Source organism: Streptomyces sp. NPDC059816, assembly GCF_042732055.1.
GTDB lineage: Bacteria > Actinomycetota > Actinomycetes > Streptomycetales > Streptomycetaceae > Streptomyces.
In genome coordinates this window covers 528,501-546,644 of the sequence record NZ_JBHWIQ010000001.1, presented here as the reverse complement: position 1 = coordinate 546,644, position 18,144 = coordinate 528,501, and the positions used below count along the sequence as shown (strand labels likewise).

At 70.9% G+C, this 18,144-nt stretch carries 17 protein-coding genes, 1 pseudogene and 1 riboswitch; of the genes and pseudogenes, 8 read left to right on the top strand and 10 right to left on the bottom strand.

Features of this window, described 5'->3' with window-relative positions; all coding sequences use genetic code 11:
• Positions 1-147 (top strand): annotated as a pseudogene (locus tag ACFV88_RS02605) (ABC transporter permease); the annotation flags it as partial.
• Positions 148-268: 121 nt separating this feature from the next.
• Complete coding sequence (locus ACFV88_RS02600; RefSeq protein ID WP_385485140.1) at positions 269-1,657, top strand: serine hydrolase domain-containing protein; 1,389 nt, start codon at positions 269-271, stop codon at positions 1,655-1,657.
• 104 nt (positions 1,658-1,761) lie between these two features.
• Here ACFV88_RS02600 and ACFV88_RS02595 read toward each other — a convergent pair whose 3' ends face one another.
• Genes ACFV88_RS02595 through ACFV88_RS02585 form a run of 3 tightly spaced genes read right to left on the bottom strand, consistent with a single transcriptional unit; the run spans position 1,762 to position 3,660 of the window.
• Positions 1,762-2,214: a GNAT family N-acetyltransferase gene (locus tag ACFV88_RS02595; protein WP_385485138.1), complete on the bottom strand. Its 453-nt coding sequence runs from the start codon at positions 2,212-2,214 to the stop codon at positions 1,762-1,764.
• 28 nt (positions 2,215-2,242) lie between these two features.
• Positions 2,243-3,118: a GNAT family N-acetyltransferase gene (locus tag ACFV88_RS02590; RefSeq protein ID WP_385485136.1), complete on the bottom strand. Its 876-nt coding sequence runs from the start codon at positions 3,116-3,118 to the stop codon at positions 2,243-2,245.
• A 5-nt stretch (positions 3,119-3,123) separates the two neighbouring features.
• A complete protein-coding gene (locus ACFV88_RS02585; RefSeq protein WP_385485134.1) occupies positions 3,124-3,660 on the bottom strand; it encodes a DUF2269 domain-containing protein in 537 nt (178 codons plus the stop codon).
• 485 nt (positions 3,661-4,145) lie between these two features.
• Here ACFV88_RS02585 and ACFV88_RS02580 point away from each other — a divergent pair, with 485 nt between their 5' ends.
• Positions 4,146-5,648: a globin domain-containing protein gene (locus tag ACFV88_RS02580; RefSeq protein ID WP_385485132.1), complete on the top strand. Its 1,503-nt coding sequence runs from the start codon at positions 4,146-4,148 to the stop codon at positions 5,646-5,648.
• A gap of 31 nt (positions 5,649-5,679) precedes the next feature.
• On the opposite strand, the gene ACFV88_RS02575 is transcribed toward ACFV88_RS02580, so the two are convergent.
• From ACFV88_RS02575 to ACFV88_RS02565, 3 genes are all read right to left on the bottom strand, one after another.
• Positions 5,680-6,162 carry an NUDIX domain-containing protein gene (locus ACFV88_RS02575; protein WP_385485131.1) on the bottom strand — a complete coding sequence of 161 codons (483 nt, stop codon included), beginning with the start codon at positions 6,160-6,162 and terminating at the stop codon, positions 5,680-5,682.
• A gap of 118 nt (positions 6,163-6,280) precedes the next feature.
• On the bottom strand, positions 6,281-7,453 hold the full coding sequence (locus ACFV88_RS02570; protein ID WP_385485129.1) for a cystathionine gamma-lyase: 1,173 nt from the start codon (positions 7,451-7,453) through the stop codon (positions 6,281-6,283).
• 211 nt (positions 7,454-7,664) lie between these two features.
• Positions 7,665-8,042: a phage holin family protein gene (locus ACFV88_RS02565; protein ID WP_385485127.1), complete on the bottom strand. Its 378-nt coding sequence runs from the start codon at positions 8,040-8,042 to the stop codon at positions 7,665-7,667.
• A 132-nt stretch (positions 8,043-8,174) separates the two neighbouring features.
• Between ACFV88_RS02565 and ACFV88_RS02560 the strand changes: the two genes are divergently transcribed.
• The 4 genes from ACFV88_RS02560 to ACFV88_RS02545 all read left to right on the top strand — a co-directional run bounded on the left by ACFV88_RS02560 (position 8,175) and on the right by ACFV88_RS02545 (position 10,395).
• Positions 8,175-8,492, top strand: a complete 318-nt coding sequence (locus tag ACFV88_RS02560) for a cupin domain-containing protein (protein ID WP_385485126.1) — start codon at positions 8,175-8,177, stop codon at positions 8,490-8,492.
• 262 nt (positions 8,493-8,754) lie between these two features.
• Complete coding sequence (locus ACFV88_RS02555; protein ID WP_385485124.1) at positions 8,755-8,967, top strand: DUF5326 family protein; 213 nt, start codon at positions 8,755-8,757, stop codon at positions 8,965-8,967.
• 126 nt (positions 8,968-9,093) lie between these two features.
• Entirely contained in the window at positions 9,094-9,858 is a 765-nt protein-coding gene (locus tag ACFV88_RS02550) for an IclR family transcriptional regulator (protein ID WP_385485122.1), read from the top strand.
• Positions 9,859-9,957: 99 nt separating this feature from the next.
• Positions 9,958-10,395, top strand: coding sequence for an SsgA family sporulation/cell division regulator (locus ACFV88_RS02545; protein WP_385485120.1), 438 nt, complete (start codon positions 9,958-9,960; stop codon positions 10,393-10,395).
• A 75-nt stretch (positions 10,396-10,470) separates the two neighbouring features.
• Here the strand turns inward: ACFV88_RS02545 and ACFV88_RS02540 are convergent, their stop codons facing one another.
• A complete protein-coding gene (locus ACFV88_RS02540; RefSeq protein WP_385485118.1) occupies positions 10,471-11,949 on the bottom strand; it encodes a YibE/F family protein in 1,479 nt (492 codons plus the stop codon).
• Positions 11,950-12,020: 71 nt separating this feature from the next.
• Positions 12,021-12,187: riboswitch (TPP riboswitch) on the top strand.
• Between ACFV88_RS02540 and thiC the strand changes: the two genes are divergently transcribed.
• Positions 12,180-14,036, top strand: coding sequence for a phosphomethylpyrimidine synthase ThiC (gene thiC, locus ACFV88_RS02535; protein WP_385485116.1), 1,857 nt, complete (start codon positions 12,180-12,182; stop codon positions 14,034-14,036). (Overlaps the previous riboswitch by 8 nt.)
• Positions 14,037-14,118: 82 nt before the next feature.
• Here thiC and ACFV88_RS02530 read toward each other — a convergent pair whose 3' ends face one another.
• The 3 genes from ACFV88_RS02530 to ACFV88_RS02520 form a co-directional block, all read right to left on the bottom strand.
• On the bottom strand, positions 14,119-14,955 hold the full coding sequence (locus ACFV88_RS02530) for a hypothetical protein (protein WP_385485114.1): 837 nt from the start codon (positions 14,953-14,955) through the stop codon (positions 14,119-14,121).
• A 180-nt stretch (positions 14,956-15,135) separates the two neighbouring features.
• Positions 15,136-16,449, bottom strand: coding sequence for a metallophosphoesterase (locus tag ACFV88_RS02525; RefSeq protein ID WP_385485197.1), 1,314 nt, complete (start codon positions 16,447-16,449; stop codon positions 15,136-15,138).
• A gap of 182 nt (positions 16,450-16,631) precedes the next feature.
• Positions 16,632-17,753 carry a LacI family DNA-binding transcriptional regulator gene (locus ACFV88_RS02520; RefSeq protein WP_385485112.1) on the bottom strand — a complete coding sequence of 374 codons (1,122 nt, stop codon included), beginning with the start codon at positions 17,751-17,753 and terminating at the stop codon, positions 16,632-16,634.
• Positions 17,754-18,144 lie beyond the last annotated feature (391 nt).

Genomic DNA, 18,144 nt, shown 5'->3' with positions numbered 1-18,144 from the left:
TTCACCCCCGCCATCGAAACCCTCCGCGGACTCCTCCTCGGCACCGAAATCGGCCACAACGGATGGCTCACCCTCGCCTGGTCCCTCGCCCTCACGACCCTCGGCTACCTCTGGGCCACCGCCAAGTACAACAACGACCCCAAGTAACCCCCACCGAACACCCCCGAACACCCCCGAACGACCCCGCCGAACACCCCCGCACAGATCGCCACGGGCGGCTCGGGGAAATGAGCTCGACTAGGCCCGGTGTTGTAGATGGACTGGGGCAATGACAACTTCCACTGAAGAACTCCTCCCCGCCACCCGCCGCGCGTTGCTGCACCGACTCGCCGTGGCCCAGTCCGAAGGACGGGCCCCCTCGGTGGTCGCCGCGGTCGGGCGGGGCGGGGAGACCGTCTGGAGCGGGGCGCGGACCTCGGCGGGCGGATCCTGGTCCGCCCTGGACACCCAGTACCGGATCGGGTCGATCACCAAGACGTTCACCGCGGTGCTGGTGCTGCGGTTGAGGGACGAAGGGCTGCTGGACCTCGGTGACCCCCTGGAGAAGCACCTTCCGGGGACCGCGGCCGGCGAGGTCACGCTCGCCGAACTGCTGGCGCACACCGGCGGGCTCGCCGCGGAGACCCCGGAACCCTGGTGGGAGCGGACCCCCGGATCGTTGCGCCCGGAGCTGGCGGACGTCCTGGGCGAGCGACCGTTCCGCCATCCGAAGGGGAGGGTCCACCACTACTCGAACCCCGGGTACACCCTGCTGGGCGCCGTCGTGGAGAAGCTGCGGGACGCCCCGTGGGAGGAGGTGCTGCGCCGGGAGGTGCTGGAGCCGCTGGGTCTACGTCGGACGGGCGCCCGGCCGCAGGCCCCGCACGCCGACGCGTGGGCCGTGCACCCGTGGGCCGATGTGCTGCTGCCCGAACCCGTGGAGGAACTGGGGCTGATGGCCCCGGCGGGGCAGCTGTGGTCGACGACGGCGGACCTGATCCGGTTCGGCGTCTTCCTCGCCCGGGGTGACGAGCGGGTGCTGAGCGCCCGGTCGGTACGGGAGATGGGTACTCCGGCCGCTCCCCCGGCCACCGCGGACCTGGCGTCGGGGATCTCGTACGGACTCGGGACCCAGGTGCTGCGGGTGGGTGGGCGCACGCTGGTGGGTCACTCGGGTTCGCTGCCCGGGTTCCTGGCCGCGCTGTTCTTCAGCGCCGAGGACGACGTGACGGCCGTGGTGCTGGCCAACTGCACCTCGGGCCCCCCGGTGGTGGGGGTCGCTGCCGATCTGGTGCGCATCGTGGCGGAGGGCGAGCCCCGCATCCCGGGGCCGTGGCGACCGTTGCCCGAGGTGGACCGGGCGGCCCTGGACCTCACCGGGCCCTGGTACTGGGGCGCCGCCCCGCACGCGCTCCAGCTCACCGGGGACGGTGGGGTGGTCCTGGGGCCGCTGAACGCCTGGGGACGGGGCTCCCGGTTCCGGGCCTGCCCGGACGGCACCTGGCTGGGTCTTGAGGGGTACTACGCGGGGGAGACGCTGCGGGTCGGGCGCCGTCCGGACGGTTCGGTGAGCCATCTCGACCTGGGTTCGTTCGTCTTCACCCGGGAGCCGTACGAGCAGGGCGCGCCCGTTCCCGGTGGAGTGCACCCCGAGGGGTGGCGGGGCGGCATCCAGTAGTGCGCGACACCGCGGGGCGGGCCGGGACGCGCGGACGTCCGGCCCGCCGGGCGGGTGAGGGTGCGGCTGCCGTCGGCATTTCCGTTCCGGACCGGTACCGGTGCTCAGAGCGCCAGCTTGAACCCGATGTGGGACGGCGTGAACCCCAGGCGCTCGTAGAAGCGGTGGGCATCGGTGCGGGTGGCGTCGGACGTGAGCTGCACCAACTGACAGCTCTGGCGTCGGGATTCCTCCACGGCCCACTCGATGAGCCGGCTGCCCAGACCGCTACCGCGCTCGTCGGCGTGGACCCGGACGCCCTCGATGACCGACCGGACGGCACCCCTGCGCGACAGTCCGGGGATGACGGTGAGTTGCAGCGTGCCGACGACCCGGTCCTGTCGGACGGCGACGACGAGGTGTTGGTGGGGGTCGTCGGCGAGCCGCCGGAAGGCCGCGCGGTAGGGGGCGAGGTCGTCCGGCGACTCCCGTCGGGTGCCGAGTGGATCGTCGGCGAGCATGTCCACGATGGCCTGGATGTCTTCGTCCGTCGCCGGTCGTATGTCGAGGTCTTCCATGCCGAACACCCTAGGTCCCGCGGTGACGTCAGCCCGCGGCCACCGTCAGCGGGGCGAACCGGCGGGTCCAGTCGCCCGGCAGGTCCGTGGTTCCGTAGGTCATCACGTCATTGTGGAAGGACGGGCTGAGGCCGCGGTCCCGGAGCCAGGACAGTACGCCCTCGTGGCGGGCGTCGACGTCGACGCGCACCGGTCGGGTGGCCCCCGCGGCGAGTGAGGCGATGAGTGCCACGGCCGTCTCGGTGTCACGGGCGATCAGCGGGCCGACCATCTCGGCACCGGTGTTCGGCCAGATTCCGCCGTAGCCGATGATCCGGCCGCGCTCCTCGGCCACCCGGAGCCGGTCCGCGAAGGCCGGCAGTCGGGTGATCACGTGCGTGCGGTCGGAGCCGAAGACCGCACCGTCCAGATGCAGGATCGTGGGCAGGTCCTCGGCGGTGGCCGGGCGGGTGGCGATGCGCGGTTGTGGGCCCCCGGGGGTGAAGGTGCCCTGGAGGGATTCCACGCCACCGACCGTCTTGAACCCCAACTCTTCGTACAGGGGGCGGCCGTTCGCGGTCGCGTGCAGGGTGAGGGGCGTCGAGCCGGCCTCCGCGAGGACGTGTCGCATCAGGTGTCGCCCGACCCCCCGGCGGGCGTAGCGGGCGGCGACCAGGACCATGCCGACCGCCTGGAGGTCGGGGTTTCCGGGAGGGCCGTACGACGTCACCACGCAGGCGCTGAGGAGCCCGTTGCCGTCGGGTGCGTCCATGCCGTACGCGGTGCCCGCGGCGAGGAGGAGGCCCCACTTGTGCTCTTCCCGTGGCCAACCACGGTCGTGGGACAGGTCGGCGCAGAGCATGGTGTCCCGCGGGGTGAGCCGGCGGATGGGGAGTGCGGAGAGGGAGAGTGAAGGTGTCGACACGCTGGTCAGGCTGTCTGACGGACCCCCTTGGCGTCCACCGCTTTGCCAGCACTCGCCCGGATGTTTCGGCCACGACGGGTGAGTCCCCAGGGTTTGAGGACCGAGACGGCCGTGATGAAGACGTATGTGGTGAGCGAGACGGCTGGCGGAAGGACGAGGTCGATCGTGCTCTCGACCGGCTGACCTGACGTCACCCGGGCTGCGGCGGCGCTGACCTCGGGGCGGAAGGCGAAGATCGACGCGGTGGTGGCGGCCAACGTGAGGCAGAACTTGGTGACGACCCAGCGGTGGCGCAGCAGCCCCCAGGGAGTGCCCAGCGAGAGCACCAGACCGGTGGCGAGGGTGGTGAGGGAGAGCGGCAGGATCAGCCAGTCCGTGAAGACCCTCATGGACCGGTAGGAGGTCGCCACGGTTTCCGGTTGACGGGTGGTCGCTGCGGTGACGGCCAGCGCCAGGAGCGCTAGGGAGAGCCCCAGCCAGCCAGCGGAGAAGGCGAGGTGTGTCACGAGGGTGGCCCGGCGGGCCCGACGGCTTAGTTTCACGTGAAACACCGTGCCGGGATGTCGGGCGGCCGTCGTCTGACGGGGGGAGTAGCTTCGGCTACGCGGCTCGGCGTAGGGCGGGACCCCGTAGGGGCGTTGAGTGGTTCACCGCCGCGCTGAGGGGTGGAGTGCCGGGTGGGTCGAGTGCTTGTGCGTATCCCTCATGGGTAGGGTCGGCTCCGGTAAGTGATCGTCAGATCGCAGCGCGTTGGGCCATGAGAACCGTGTGACGGGGCAGCGTAGCTGGATGGGGAGATCGGCGTATCGCACTTCGCGCTTTGTGCCCCGGACCGGGGACTCTGATGGGAAGCTACTTTGTAACGACTGCGGGCAATGTCACATCTTTGTCCATCTTGTCCCCGCTAGAAGGGATTCGCGGTTCAATGGGCGCTGCATGGACCGATGGGCGCAATGCGGGGGAATCAGCGGCTTCCGATCAGGGAAGCAAGCGGATCGACCGAAAGATGCTTGAGGCGAGGCAGAGAATGGACGCTCCGACCACCACGTCGGCCAAGGGCACCACCGAAACCGCCGACGAGGCAGAGGAGAACGGCGGTTGGTTCACCGCCGGGACCGCTCCGGAGCCTGTGGCTGGGGAGGCGAACCCCTCGGCGAACCCCACGGCGAACCTCTCGGCGGAGCGTCCGCGCACCGCCGTGGTCCGTCCGGTGGGCCGAGCGGCGAGCGCGGGACCGGTGTCGGCTCCGCAAGCGCTCGCACCGGAGGGCCCGAGCACCCCCGAGGACGTGCGAATACTGCCGACGGTGGAAGACGCGCATCAGCAGCGGGGCGGAAACGGTCAGGTGGCCGTCGTCGGCCACGCGAACTCCGGGGTCCGTCCCGGCAGGGCGAGGGGGTCTGACGGATCGACACCGTCCCCCGACGCCCTGCGCGTACGCCGCACCCTGGAGGAGATCGAACCCATCGGCGACAAGGTCACCTCGTACTTCTACGCGCTGTTGTTCGTTCGGCATCCGGATCTGCGCTCGCTGTTCCCCGCGGCGATGGACCTCCAGCGGGACAGGCTGCTCAAGGCACTGCTGTTCGCCGCGGACCACATCGACGACCCCGTGGTCCTGGGGGAGTACCTGAAGAACCTCGGGCGCGGCCACCGCAAGTACGGGACGCGGGCCGAGCACTATCCTGCGGTGGGCGAGGCGTTGTTGGGCGCACTCTCCCGCTATGCGACGGGCTCGTGGGACGCGGAGTGCGAGGCGGCCTGGGTCAGGACCTACACGACGATCTCGCAGGTCATGATCGATGCGGCGGCCGAGGACGAGGTCCGCGCGCCCGCCGCCTGGCACGCGGAGGTGGTCTCGCACGAACTGCGGACCCCCGACATCGCGGTGCTCACCGTCCGTCCCGACCAGCCGTACGCCTTCCTGGCGGGGCAGTACGCGAGCCTGGAGACACCGTGGTGGCCGCGGGTCTGGCGCCACTACTCGTTCGCCTCCGCGCCCCGGTCGGACGGGCTCCTCTCCTTCCATGTGAAGGCCGTTCCGGCCGGTTGGGTCTCCCAGGCGCTGGTGCGTCACGCCCGTCCCGGGGACGTGCTGCGGCTCGGTCCGGCCTCGGGGTCGATGACGGTCGACCACACCACGAGCAGCGGTCTGCTCTGCCTCGGCGGCGGGACCGGGATCGCCCCGATCAAGGCCTTGGTGGAGGACGTCGCCGAGCACGGGGACCGCCGGTCGGTCGAGGTGTTCTACGGTGCCCGCACCGATCACGACCTGTACGACATCGACACGATGCTCCGGCTCCAGCAGGCCCATCCCTGGCTCTCGGTCCGGCCGGTGATCGACGCACAGGCACGGGTGCAGCTGCCGGACGCGGTACGGGAGTTCGGGCCCTGGTACGAGTACGACGCCTATCTGTCCGGGCCGCCGGGGATGATCCGCAGCGGGGTGCAGGCGCTCCGGTCCAGCGGAGTGTCCGTCAACCGCATCCGTCACGACTACGTGGAGGGACTGGTGGCGGCCGGCACCTGATCGGGCGGCGGCGGGGTGCGGAGGGGCACCCTCAGCCCAGATCGGGTGCGTGCATGGCGCGTACGCCTTCGATGTTCCCGTCGAGGTAGTGGCGGAGGGACAGCGGCACCAGATGGACCGAGGCGATGCCGACCCGGGTGAACGGCACCCGGACGATCTCGTACTCGCCACTGGGCGCGTCGACTTCCGGGCCATGGCGCAGGGACACGTTCATGGAGGCCATCCGGCAGACGAAGAAGTGCTGGACCTTCACCCCCGTCGCGCCGCCGTCCTCGCCTATGTGTTCGACGGTGTCCACGAAACAGGGCACGACATCGGTGATCTTCGCGCCGAGTTCCTCGTACACCTCGCGGTGCAGGGCTTCGATGACCGTGGCGTCGTCGGCCTCCACGCCACCGCCCGGGGTGACCCAGTACGGATCGACGCCGGGCTTGGTCCGCTTGATGAGGATCAGTTCGTCGCCGTCCAGGAGGATGGCGCGGGCGGTGCGTTTGACCACGGGACGGACCGTCATGGGAGAAATGTGGCCCGGTTGGTTCCACGTGAAACATCGCCCTTTGGACAGGCGGGCCGGAAACCGCTCGACTCCGCTCCGCTCCGGCCCTTCGGGCCGCCCGCCCGTCCGCCCCGGTTCAGACCGCCCGGTCGAGTGCCTGGAGAACGTCCCGGACCAGGTCGTCCACGTCCTCGATGCCGGCCGAGAGTCGGATGAACCCCTCCGGTACGGGATCGCCACCCCAACGACGGCGACGTTCCGCGGTGGAGCGGACCCCGCCGAAGCTCGTGGCGTCATCGACCAGGGTCAGTGCGTCCAGGAACCGTTCGGCACGGGCCCGGGACGGCAGGGTGAAGGACACCACGCAGCCGAAACGCTGCATCTGGCGCACGGCGACGGGGTGCGCGGGGTCGTCGGGGAGCCCCGGATAGCGCAGCCCGGACACGTCCGACCGCTCGCGCAGCGCTTCGGCGACGGCGAGCGCATTGGCGTTCTGGCGGTCGACGCGGACCTGGAGCGTGGCCAGGGAGCGGTGCGCGAGCCATGCCTCCATGGGGCCCGGAATGGCGCCGACGATCTTGCGCCAGCGTCGTACGGCCGCGGCGGCCCCGGCGTCGCGGCAGCTGACGTACCCGAGGAGCAGGTCGCCGTGCCCGGTGAGCTGCTTGGTGGCGCTGGCCACCGAGAAGTCGGCCCCGAGCTCCAGCGGGCGTTGCCCCAGGGGGGTCGCCAGCGTGTTGTCGACGGCGACCAGGGTGCCCCGCGCACGGGCGGCGTCGATGAGGCGGCGTAGGTCGCAGACGTCGAGCCCGGGGTTGGACGGGGTCTCGATCCAGAGCAGCCGGGCTCCGTCCAGGACGTCGAGTTGGGCGTCCCCGGCGGTGGGCGCGGTACGGACCTCGATCCCGTACGCGGTGAGCTGTTCCCCGACCAGGGGGAGGACCTGGTAGCCGTCGGCGGGGAGGACGACGGCGTCACCCGCGCGGAGCTGGGAGAAGAGCACGGCTGAGATCGCCGCCATCCCGGAGGCGAAGACCAGCGTCTCGACCGTCCGGGGCCCGTCCGGGGCCTCCAGCTCACCGACGGCCCGTTCCAACAGCGTCCAGGTGGGGTTCTCGTCCCGCGCGTACCGGTAGGGCCCCGTTGCCTCCCCGGGGAGGTGGAAGTGCGCGGCGAACACCGGGCCGGGCAGCGCGGGCTCGTGCTTCACGGGTTCGGGCAGCCCGGCCCGTACCGCCCGGGTACCGTCCCCGACAGGACCCGGCACCGGGCTCCCCGCCGGACCGCTCTGCGTACCGTCCGCCGTCATCGCCTTGACCCTCCGCCTTCCCGGGCGGTCCCCGCGGGGCACCGCCCGTGCCGGGGCGGGCGGGCCGGTGCCCGCCGCCCGGATGCCCGCCGGGCGCGTGCTGCGGACCCGGCGGGGTCTCCGTCACCAGGGTCGGTCACGGCCGGAGCGGCGGCTGGGGCGGGGTCGCCCGGACGGGGGGCGACCCGGTGCGGACCCGGCACCGTGCGGATCAGTCGCCGTCGGGCAGCGCGACGTTCAGCGCCCAGGAGACGACGGAGATGATCAGGGCGCCGAGGACCGCGGTCCAGAAGCCCTCGACGTGGAAGCCGACGTCGAGCTTGTCGGCGACCCACGAGGTCAGCAGCAGCATCAGGGCGTTCACGACGAGGGTGATCAGGCCCAGCGTCAGGATGAACAACGGGATGGTGAGGATATTGACGACCGGCTTGACGACGATGTTGACCACGCCGAAGATCAGCGCGACGACGACCAGGGTGAGCGCCTTGGCACCCGTGCCGTCCCCGGTGAGGGTGATCTTGTCGAGCAGCCAGATCGCCACGGCCAGGGCGCCGGCGTTCGCGAGCGTCTTGACTAGGAAATTCATCATGTGTCTGATCGTGGCAGATGCGTCCAACCGGGTGACCCGGGCGGACGGTGTCCGTCCACCGGGACCACCATGGACCCCGAGGGCCGGGGAACACGTGCACGGATGGGTGCTGACGGAGATGGGCAAGGGCTGATGAAGGCATTCCGGCTGGACGAGCTGGAGATCGAGCGGGCCGCCAACGACGGCGCGTACCTACAGTTCCTGCGGGAGCGGAACATGTCGGTCGGCCTCTACGCGCTGGACGCGGGGGCATCCGATCCGCAGCAGCCGCACGGCCAGGACGAGGTGTACTTCGTGGTGAGCGGACGCGCGTCGATCACCGTGGGCATGGAGACGACGACGGTGGCCCGGGGCAGCGTCGTGTACGTCCCGGCCGGGGTCGCGCACAAGTTCCACCACATCACCGAGGACCTGCGGGTGCTCGTGGTGTTCTCTCCTCCGGAGGGCTGAGGAGGCCCGTCCGGTTCCCCGCCGGAAGGCCGAGTTCCGGCCTCGGGGTTCCCTCAGGGTGCGGTCAGGGGAGGACAAGGGGCCGCGGGCGCCCGCCCGACCGCGCGGCGCCCTAGCATCGAAGGCACGGATCGAAGACTCGCACCACTCGCGCCCCACGGCCCGGCAACGGGACCGCGTCGTCGCGGGGCGGGGTCGGGCCGGGTACGCGAAGGGTGCGCCGACGTCGGACGACGAGGGCGCGGAGCGGAAGGAAGGAACCGTGCGGGAGATCTTCTCGGGCTTGCCGTGGTGGGTGAAGTGGGTCGCGGTGCCGGTCATCGCGCTGTTCGTGTTCGGCGGACTGATCGTCGGGGTGCTCTCCTTCCTGGTGGAGCTGCTCTTCAAGGTGCTCGTGTTCGTGGTGCTGGTCGCCGGCCTCGTCTACGTGGTGCGGAAGTTCACGACGTCGTCCTCGTCACGGGGTGACTGGTAGCACGTCAGAGCGGTGGGGGGACGGGGCCGGGTCCCCCTCCCGAGGGAAGATTGTCCGGGGTATGGAAATAGTCCGTATCGGACGACTAGAGTCGAAGCGGACACCCACTCGCCACGGGAGTGAGCCTTGGCCCCGGATGATCCCGCTCCGACCCTGATCGGCTCCGTGCAGCGCGCGCTGCGACTGCTGGAGGCCGCCGCCTCGCACCGCGGGGGCGCGCCCGCCAAGCAGCTGGCGCGCGAGTCGCGGGTGGCGCTCCCCACCGCGTACCACCTGCTGCGCACCCTGGTCCACGAGGGCTACGTGCGTCGTGAGCGGGGGGTGTACCTGCTGGCGGAGGCGGCCGAGAGGCTGGCCGGCGCCGCGGCCCAGCAGAACCGTCGGGGCAGGATGCATGACGCGCTCGCGCACTGCCGTGACGTCCTCGGGGTGCCCGTGTACTTCGGGGTGTACCGCGATGGCGAGATCGAACTCGCCGCGGTGGCCGACAGTCCCGCGCATCCCGCGATCGAGGAGTGGGTGGACTTCCGCGAGACCGGGCACGCCCACGCGCTGGGTCAGTGCCTGCTGTCGCAGCTCGGTGAGAAGGCCCGCCGCGACCACCTGCACCGGCACCCCGTCCGGTACGTGACCCCGTACTCCGTGCGGGACGAGGAGACCTTCCTGCGGCGGCTCGCGGCCGTCGACCGCATGCAGCCGGTGCTGGAGCACCAGGAGTACGCGCTCGGGACGGTCTGCGCGGCGATGCCCCTCATGGCCGGCAGCACGGCCATGGCCATCGGCTTCTCGCTGCCCGCGCACCAGGAGGACCGACTGCTGCCGACGTTGGCGCGGTTGGAGCGCGAGGTCGGAAAGCTACTAGGGACACTCGGCTTCTCTATCAGCATCTGAAAACTCACTCCTTGTGATCTGTCGTGTACTTTAAGCAAGATGCCATGAGTGTCAGGGGGCTGATTCCTGGCCAGTCGACGCCACACGACGGGGTAGCCAATGCGCGAGTCGGTACAGGCAGAAGTCATGATGAGCTTTCTCGTGTCCGAGGAACTCACCTTCCGCATTCCCGTGGAGTTGCGTTACGACAGTGCCGATCCCTATGCCGTGCGGCTGACCTTCCACCTCCCCGGCGATGCGCCCGTGAGCTGGACGTTCGGCCGAGAGCTGCTGGTCGACGGGGTCGCCGAGCCCTGCGGGGACGGGGACGTGCACATCGCCCCGGACGATCCGGAGATCCTCAGCGATGTGTTGATCACGCTTCAGGTGGGTGTCGAACAGGCCGTCTTCCGCGCGGGGGTGGCGCCGCTGATCGCCTTCCTCGACCGCACGGACAAGATCGTTCCACTGGGCCAGGAACGGGCGATGGCCGGATTCGACTCCCTGTTGGACCAGGCGCTCGACCGCATCCTGGCGGAGGAACAGAGCGCGGGTTGACGTCCCGTCAACGTGGCGGCCGAACCATCCCCCGGGGGTGTCCCCCGGTGAGCACCCGCACCCGTCCCGGACGGTTCAGCCGCCCGTACGCGCCTTGCGACGGCGGCCCCGGCCCCCGGGCGACGGGACGGTACGCGCGGGAGCGGCGCCCGTTCCCGGGCGGTCCGCGGCCACCACCAGCGTGGCCAACGCCGTCGTGACCGGTACGGACGCCACCAGGCCGATCGACCCGACCAGCGTCCGGACGATCTCCTCGGCGACCAACTCGCTGTTGGCCACCGTGCCCACGGAACTCTGCGCGATCGAGAACAGCAGCAGCAACGGCAGCGCCGCACCCGCATAGGCCAGGACCAGGGTGTTGACCACCGAGGCGATGTGGTCCCGCCCGATGCGGATGCCCGCGCGGTACAGCGCGCGGCGACTCATCGTCGGATCGGCCTGGTGCAACTCCCAGACCGCCGAGGTCTGGGTGACGGTCACGTCGTCCAGCACGCCGAGCGAGCCGATGATCACCCCGGCCAGCAACAGACCGCTCATGTCGATCCCCGGGTACAGCCCGTGGATCAGCCCGGTGTTGTCGTCGGTGTCCCCGGTGAGCGAGGCCCAGCCGATGAACAGGGAACCCAACACCCCGATCAGCAGCAGTGACACCAGCGTGCCGAGCACGGCCACCGAGGTGCGGGCGGACAGCCCGTGGCACATGTACAAGGCGATCAGCATGATCGCGCTCGCCCCGACCACCGCGACGACCAGCGGATTTGAGCCCTGGAGGATCGCGGGCAAGATGAAGAACGTCAGGATCAGGAAGCTCACCGCGAGGGCCACCAGGGCCATCAGCCCGCGCAGCCGGCCGACGAGGACCACGGCGAGCGCGAATAGTCCGGCCAACAACACCATCGGAAGGCGACGGTTGGTGTCCGCGACCGAGTACTGGAGGTCCCGCGGCGCGTCGGGGGCGTAGGCGACGATCACCTTCTGCCCCTGCTCCAGCTTCCGCGAGGCATCGGGCTGCACGATCTCGGTGAACGTCCGTCCCTGGTGCGGACCCGTGGTGACCTCGACGGTGGCCTTGCCGCAGTCGCCGGTCGACCGCTGCTGCGCCTGACTTCCCTCAGCGGTCGAGGTGTCCCCGGTCGGCGGGACGGCGCCCGCGTTGACGGACTTGCAGTCGACCCGGTCGACCCGGGTGACCGTCGCCTGCTCGGTCTGCCGGTCGAAGCCGACGCCCGTGCGCTCGTGGGTGGGGGCGCCGCCCGGCCACAGGACGACCAGCCCCACGACGACGGCCGTGGCGAAGGGGATGAGCACGGCGGCGATGATCCGGCGCAACCTCGCCGAGACGGGCGCAGCCGGACCGTGGGAGTGAGAATGCCCGTGGCCCCCGTGGCCCCCGTGGCCCCCGTGGCCCCCGTGGCCTCCCCCGCCTCCCCCCTGGCTGCCGTGGCCGTCCGGACCGTGGCCGTGGCCGTGGGCGGTCGACTCCGGGGCCGTCGCGGGGGACGGCGACCAGGGCTGTCCGGCGGGCGGGACGGGAGGCTGCGGCGTGGTGGTCACCGCCCGATCATCGCAAGAACGGGCGGGGCCCACTGTTCAGCACGCCAGACATGACGCTAGCGTGGGGGCACCTTTGCACACGCGGGAGCTCGGAGCACCGGGCTGAGAGGGCGCTGACCTCCGTACCCGGACCTGCTCGTCGCTTCACGCGGACGGGTGCTCCGGCGGAGAACCGCTGCGTCGACCGCTGAACCTGTTACCGGGTAATGCCGGCGTAGGGAGTAGGTCTCATGACCATCAAGGACGCACGCACGCCTGCCGTGACCGCGACCGACCCCACCGATCCCTCCGGGTCCACGGACGACGCGCGGGTCCCCACCGGGGAGACCGGCGAGCCGGCGGACCCCGGGCCGACCGCCGGCTGGCACAAGGCGTACGTCGAGGGCCCCCGCCCCGACCTGCGCGTGCCGGTCCGTCAGGTCCACCTCACCAACGGCGGGTCGGTCACCCTGTACGACACCTCCGGCCCGTACACCGATCCGCACGCCGACACCGACGTCCGCCGCGGCTTGGCGCCGCTGCGGGAGAACTGGATCGTTGCGCGCGGCGACACCGAGGAGTACGCGGGACGCCCGGTCCGCCCCGAGGACGACGGGCTCAAGCACACCTCGCCGCGCGGGGGGCTGCGCAACCTCGACGCGGTGTTCCCGGGGCGCCCCCGCCAGCCCCGACGGGGCCGCGACGGGAAGCACGTCACCCAGCTCGCCTACGCGCGCCGCGGCGAGGTCACGCCCGAGATGGAGTTCGTGGCGCTCCGCGAGAACGTCGAACCCGAGGTCGTACGGGCCGAGATCGCCGCCGGCCGGGCGGTGCTGCCCGCGAACGTGAACCACCCGGAGATCGAGCCGATGATCATCGGCAAGCGGTTCCTGGTGAAGGTCAACGCCAACATCGGCAACTCCGCCGTCACCTCCTCCATCGAGGAGGAGGTGGACAAGATGACCTGGGCCACCCGCTGGGGCGCCGACACCGTCATGGACCTGTCCACCGGCCGCAACATCCACACCACCCGGGAGTGGGTGCTGCGCAACTCCCCCGTGCCGATCGGAACGGTGCCGCTCTACCAGGCGTTGGAGAAGGTGGACGGCCGGGCGGAGGAACTGACCTGGGAGATCTACAAGGACACGGTCATCGAGCAGGCCGAGCAGGGCGTGGACTACATGACCGTCCACGCGGGCGTCCGGCTGCCGTACGTACCGCTCACGGCGCGCCGCAAGACCGGCATCGTGTCGCGTGGCGGGTCGATCATGGCCGCGTGGTGCCTGGCGCACCACAAGGAGTCCTTCCTGTACGAGAACTTCGAGGAACTGTGCGAGATCCTCGCCGCCTACGACGTCACGTACTCCCTGGGCGACGGGCTGCGCCCCGGTTCCATCGCGGACGCCAACGACGAGGCGCAGTTCGCGGAGTTGCGCACCCTCGGTGAACTGAACCGGATCGCCAAGGGATTCGACGTCCAGACCATGATCGAGGGCCCCGGACACGTGCCGATGCACAAGATCAAGGAGAACATCGACCTCCAGCAGGAGATCTGCGAGGAGGCCCCGTTCTACACCCTGGGCCCCCTGACCACCGACATCGCGCCCGCCTACGACCACATCACCTCCGGGATCGGCGCCGCCATGATCGCCTGGTGGGGCACCGCGATGCTCTGTTACGTCACGCCCAAGGAGCACCTGGGCCTGCCCAACCGTGACGACGTGAAGACCGGGGTCATCACGTACAAGATCGCCGCCCATGCCGCGGACCTGGCCAAGGGGCATCCCGGTGCCCAGGAGTGGGACGACGCGCTCTCCGACGCCCGCTTCGAGTTCCGCTGGGAGGACCAGTTCAACCTGGCCCTCGACCCCGACACGGCACGGTCCTTCCATGACGAGACCCTGCCCGCGGAACCCGCGAAGACGGCGCACTTCTGTTCCATGTGCGGGCCTAAGTTCTGCTCGATGAAGATCAGCCAGAGCATCAACGAGCGGTTCGGCGGCGACGCCGCCGAGAACGCCTCAGCTCAGGAGGTCGCCGAGGGGATGCTCCAGAAGTCCAAGGAGTTCGCGGCCTCGGGCAACCGGGTCTACCTCCCGTTGGCGTAGCGGGCGAGGCCGGGCCGACGTGCGGTGGGTCTGCGCGGGCGATCCGCGCGGACCCGCCGGACGCGTCCCCGCGTGCGCCGGGCTATTCCGGCGGGTGTTCGGGCCCGCCGAAGTCCGGGCTGCTGAAGTCCGGGCTCGAATAGCTGGGGCGCGGCCCCGTCGCGCCCCGGTCGGGGCTGCTGAACCCCGGCCGGTGGTAGCCGAGGTGCGGCATCCGACCGGAGGTGCCGGCACCCGCCGGGGTTGCCGGGCCGTACGTCCCGCCGGTCCCGGCAGCCCCGGCGTCGGGTTTTGGGGCGTTCGCCAGGGCGTTGCGGAGGAAGGGCACGATGCCGTGCTCCACCAGGGCGTCGCGCCACGCCGCGCGGGCCAGTTCGACCCGTTCGTCGATCTCGCGCCGCGGGGCGGCCCGCAGCGCCGTCGCGTTGTTGCGCAGTGCGGCGAACAGCAGTCCGGCCGCGGCGACGAGGATCGCGGCGGCGGTGATCGCGCCGAAGACCCAGCCCGTGGCGAGCAGGGTCCGGCCGATCGCCAGCCCGGGGCTGAGCGCCCGTAGGGCGTAGCCGACGAGCAGGAAGATCACTGCGGCGGACCCGGCGAGCACCGGGGCGAGCACCGCGAGGACGGCCAGGACGCCGGCGCCCGTGGGCTCAGGTGCGCCGTCGCCCGTGGTGCGCGGGGCGGTGGCACGTGCCTCGGTGCGGACCGTGACGTAGGCGTCGTACTCGGTGGTGGCCGCGGCAGTGATCAGGGCCCGGGCTTCGAGGGCCCTGCTGCGCAGCTGTTCGGTGTTCAACCGGTGGCTGACGGGCCCCAGTTCGGGATGGTGCGCGGTGGTGCGCAGCGCCTCGTCGAGGATCCGCTCGTACTCGGTGCGGTCCTCGCTCGACAACTGCCGCGGAACGCTGTTCATCTGCATCCCCCGATGCTCCGTAGGGAGTGCGGCTCACATGGTTGAGAGCCGTCGGGCAGAAACGGAGGGGAGCCTGCTACGGATGGGCCATGGTAGGGCCGGCACGGCGCACGGTGACAGGGGATTTCCGAAAATGGTGCCCCGGTGCCGCAAGATCCTCCGTTTCCGCGATCGCCCGCGGAACGTTCAGTCGTGCAGGGGGAGTTGCTGGACCAGCAGCTTTCCCGCCATGGTCACGCCGCCGTCCATGGCGATCGCGAGTCCGTCGGCGTAGACGTGCGGTCCGTGCACCACCGGGCCGCGGCTGTCGTCGTCGTCCTCGGAGCCGACCTCCCCGAGCAGGTAGGGGATGGGGCTGTGGCCGTGCACGACGCGGGAGCCGCCGTAGGCGGAGAGGAGTTCCCGGGCGGCTTGCGGTCCGCCTTCGTCGCGGAAGGCGAAGCGCTTGGTGAACTTCCGGAACAGGTCCCAGCACTCGTCGGCGTCGTTGCGCGTCAGGGTTTCCCGCACCGTGTCGTTCACGGCCTCGATGGAGTCGCCGTAGTCGAGGTAGGCGGTGGTGTCCGAGTGCAGGAGCAGGTGGCCGTCCTCCTCCACCATGGCGTCGAGCCGGGACATCCACTGGAGGTGGTGGTCCTGGAGGCGGTCCATGTCGGCCTTCTGGCCGCCGTTGAGCAGCCAGGCCGCTTGGAAGGTGGCGGTGCCCGCACCGGAGTTGACCGGTGTGTCGGCGAAGCGGCGGGCGCCGATGAGGAGCAGTTCGTGGTTGCCCATGAGGGCCTTGCAGTAGCCCCCGGCGGCGGCGGCCTCGGCGGACAGCTTCATGACCAGGTCGATCACGCCGATGCCGTCGGGGCCGCGGTCGGTGAAGTCGCCGAGGAACCAGAGCCGGGTGGTGCCCGCGGACCAGTTGCCTTCGGTGTCGATCAGGCCCTGCTCGTGCAGCGCGGCGACCAGTTCGTCCAGGTAGCCGTGCACGTCGCCCACCACGTACAGCGGGCCGGGCCCGTCCGGGGTGGGGGGCGCGGGGGCCGGGGCGGGGGACCCGTCCGGTGTCGGGAGGGCATCGCCCCGCTTGATCACCGGGAGGTCGCGCTGGGTCGGGGTGTAGCCCTCGGGCTCCTCGCCGCCCTCGTAGGGCGGGGTGCGGCCGGGCGCGGCGGGGTACGCGGCGACCGGCGCGTGCCGTTCACCGGGCGCCGGGTGCTCACCGGGTTCGGGCTGGGCGGGGGCGCTCGCCGCCTGGTACGGCGCGCCGTCCGGAGGTGCCGTGGGCTGCGGTGGGCGCGCCCCAGCGGCGCCCGGGTCCGCCGTGGTGCCCGGGTGCGGACCGACGCTGCCCGGATGCGGACCGACCCGTGGATCGGGCCGTGGATCGGGCCGGTCGGGATGGACGGGACCGGCCTCGTGCACATAGGCCGGCACCCGGAAGTCACGTACCGTCGGCGTTCGCACGACGGGTCCCTGACCTGCCCCCTGAGTCATCGACCCCTCCACCACCTCGCGCCGCAACTGCACCGGATCGGACTGCCTGGTCGCAGCGGCCCGCGGTGTCGTCCGCCCATCATAGGAATGCGGATCGCGCTGTGTGATGACCCAGGGGTGGTGAATCGGAACAGCGGCCCGGTTCACCGCGCATTTCTCCCGAATTGGGCGGCGACCGGATGTCCGTTCGCCCTCGGCTAGCCGGTGCGCGGCGAGCGGGGAGGGCTGACGGTGGTGCGCGGATGACGCCGTTCGGAGGAGGTGCGGACGATCAGTTCCGTGGGTATGACCTGCTCCATCGGATGGTCGGACTCGACTCCCTCGATCGCGTCGATCAGGAGTTGCACGACGGCCGTGCCGATCCGCCGCGGTTTGAGCGAGAGCGTGGTGATCGGCGGTTCCGTGGTCGCGTAGACGGTCGATTCGCTACAGCAGACGAGGAGCAGGTCGTCCGGTACGCGCAGTCCGTACCTGCGGGCGGCGGCCAGCAGGTCCGTCCCGTTGGGGTCGAAGAGGCCGTAGACCGCGTCGGGACGGTCGGGTCGGGCCAGGAGGCGGTCGGCGGCCACGGCACCCGCGCAGGGGTCGTGCGCCGGGTACGCCTCGTAGACGGGGTCCTGCCCCACGCGCTCGCACCAGTGCAGGTACGCCGTCGTCGACAGGTGGGTGTAGGTGTCGGTGGTGGTGCCGGTGAGGAGCCCGATCCGGCGCGCGCCGGCTTCCGCCAGGTGGTCGAGGATGCCGAGCACGGCGGCCTCGTGGTCGTTGTCCACCCAGGCGGTGACCGGGAGCGAACCGGCAGGTCGGCCGTCCGAGACGACGGGCAGGCCCTGGCGGACCAGTTCGGTGACGACCGGGTCCTTGTCGGAGGGATCGATCACCACGGTTCCGTCGAGCGCGACGTTCGACCACACGTCGACGGGACTGCGGCGGGAGGTCGCCGGAAGGATGACGAGGGCGTACCCCCTGGCCAGTGCGGCGGAGGTGGCGGCTCTCGCCATCTCGGCGAAGTAGGCGAACTCCGTGAAGGTGAAAGGTTCATCCCCGTAGGTGGTCACGGTCAGTCCGATGAGGCCGGACTTGCCGGTACGGAGGGTTCGGGCGGCGGCCGAGGGGCGGTAGCCGAGACGGTCGGCGACTTCGCGTACGTGGCGCCGGGTCGCGTCCGGTAACCGCCCCTTGCCGTTGAGCGCGTCCGAGACGGTCGTGATGGAGACACCGGCGGCGGCGGCCACGTCTCTGATGCCCGCTCGGCCCGGCCGGCCGCCTCGGCGGGGGGTGTCCGCCCGGCTCACCTGGTGCTTCCCTGCTGCTGTCATGGCGTGCCGATAGTAGGGCTCAGACGGTGGGGTGGGGCGGACGGGGATCCACCCGTTGACAGGCACGTTTCTGCATGGCAATGAGGGGCTAAAAGGGTTTAAACGCAAGGATGTTGAGGGATCAGCCAGGGAATCCAGGACCGTGGAGGGGGCTGGGCCTCGGCGGGGAGTCATGTCTCGAAGAGGTCTCAACTCACCTTGACGAGGGATGCGCGCCACGGCGCAAGCCAGGGGCGCGAGCTTTTCCAGCGCGCGCCGTCCCGGTGCTGATCGGGGTGGAGGAGCGGGGGCGTCCCCGGTTCGACGGCGGGTGACTCCCCCACCGTCGGGTTCCTCGGGGGTTGTCTGGGGCGGGAATCCTCTTAGGGTGTGAAGCATTACGGTGCTGGTC

What these genes read in the sequence shown, in the direction of transcription:
- ACFV88_RS02570 (WP_385485129.1), bottom strand. Translation starts at nt 7,453, where the DNA reads ATGACGGCGGACGGTACGCAGAGCGGTCCGGCGGGGAGCCCGGTGCCG.
- ACFV88_RS02565 (WP_385485127.1), bottom strand. Translation starts at nt 8,042, where the DNA reads ATGATGAATTTCCTAGTCAAGACGCTCGCGAACGCCGGCGCCCTGGCC.
- ACFV88_RS02545 (WP_385485120.1), top strand. Translation starts at nt 9,958, where the DNA reads ATGCGCGAGTCGGTACAGGCAGAAGTCATGATGAGCTTTCTCGTGTCC.
- ACFV88_RS02595 (WP_385485138.1), bottom strand. Translation starts at nt 2,214, where the DNA reads ATGGAAGACCTCGACATACGACCGGCGACGGACGAAGACATCCAGGCC.
- ACFV88_RS02530 (WP_385485114.1), bottom strand. Translation starts at nt 14,955, where the DNA reads ATGCAGATGAACAGCGTTCCGCGGCAGTTGTCGAGCGAGGACCGCACC.
- ACFV88_RS02560 (WP_385485126.1), top strand. Translation starts at nt 8,175, where the DNA reads ATGAAGGCATTCCGGCTGGACGAGCTGGAGATCGAGCGGGCCGCCAAC.
- ACFV88_RS02600 (WP_385485140.1), top strand. Translation starts at nt 269, where the DNA reads ATGACAACTTCCACTGAAGAACTCCTCCCCGCCACCCGCCGCGCGTTG.
- thiC (WP_385485116.1), top strand. Translation starts at nt 12,180, where the DNA reads ATGACCATCAAGGACGCACGCACGCCTGCCGTGACCGCGACCGACCCC.
- ACFV88_RS02575 (WP_385485131.1), bottom strand. Translation starts at nt 6,162, where the DNA reads ATGACGGTCCGTCCCGTGGTCAAACGCACCGCCCGCGCCATCCTCCTG.
- ACFV88_RS02520 (WP_385485112.1), bottom strand. Translation starts at nt 17,753, where the DNA reads ATGACAGCAGCAGGGAAGCACCAGGTGAGCCGGGCGGACACCCCCCGC.
- ACFV88_RS02580 (WP_385485132.1), top strand. Translation starts at nt 4,146, where the DNA reads ATGGACGCTCCGACCACCACGTCGGCCAAGGGCACCACCGAAACCGCC.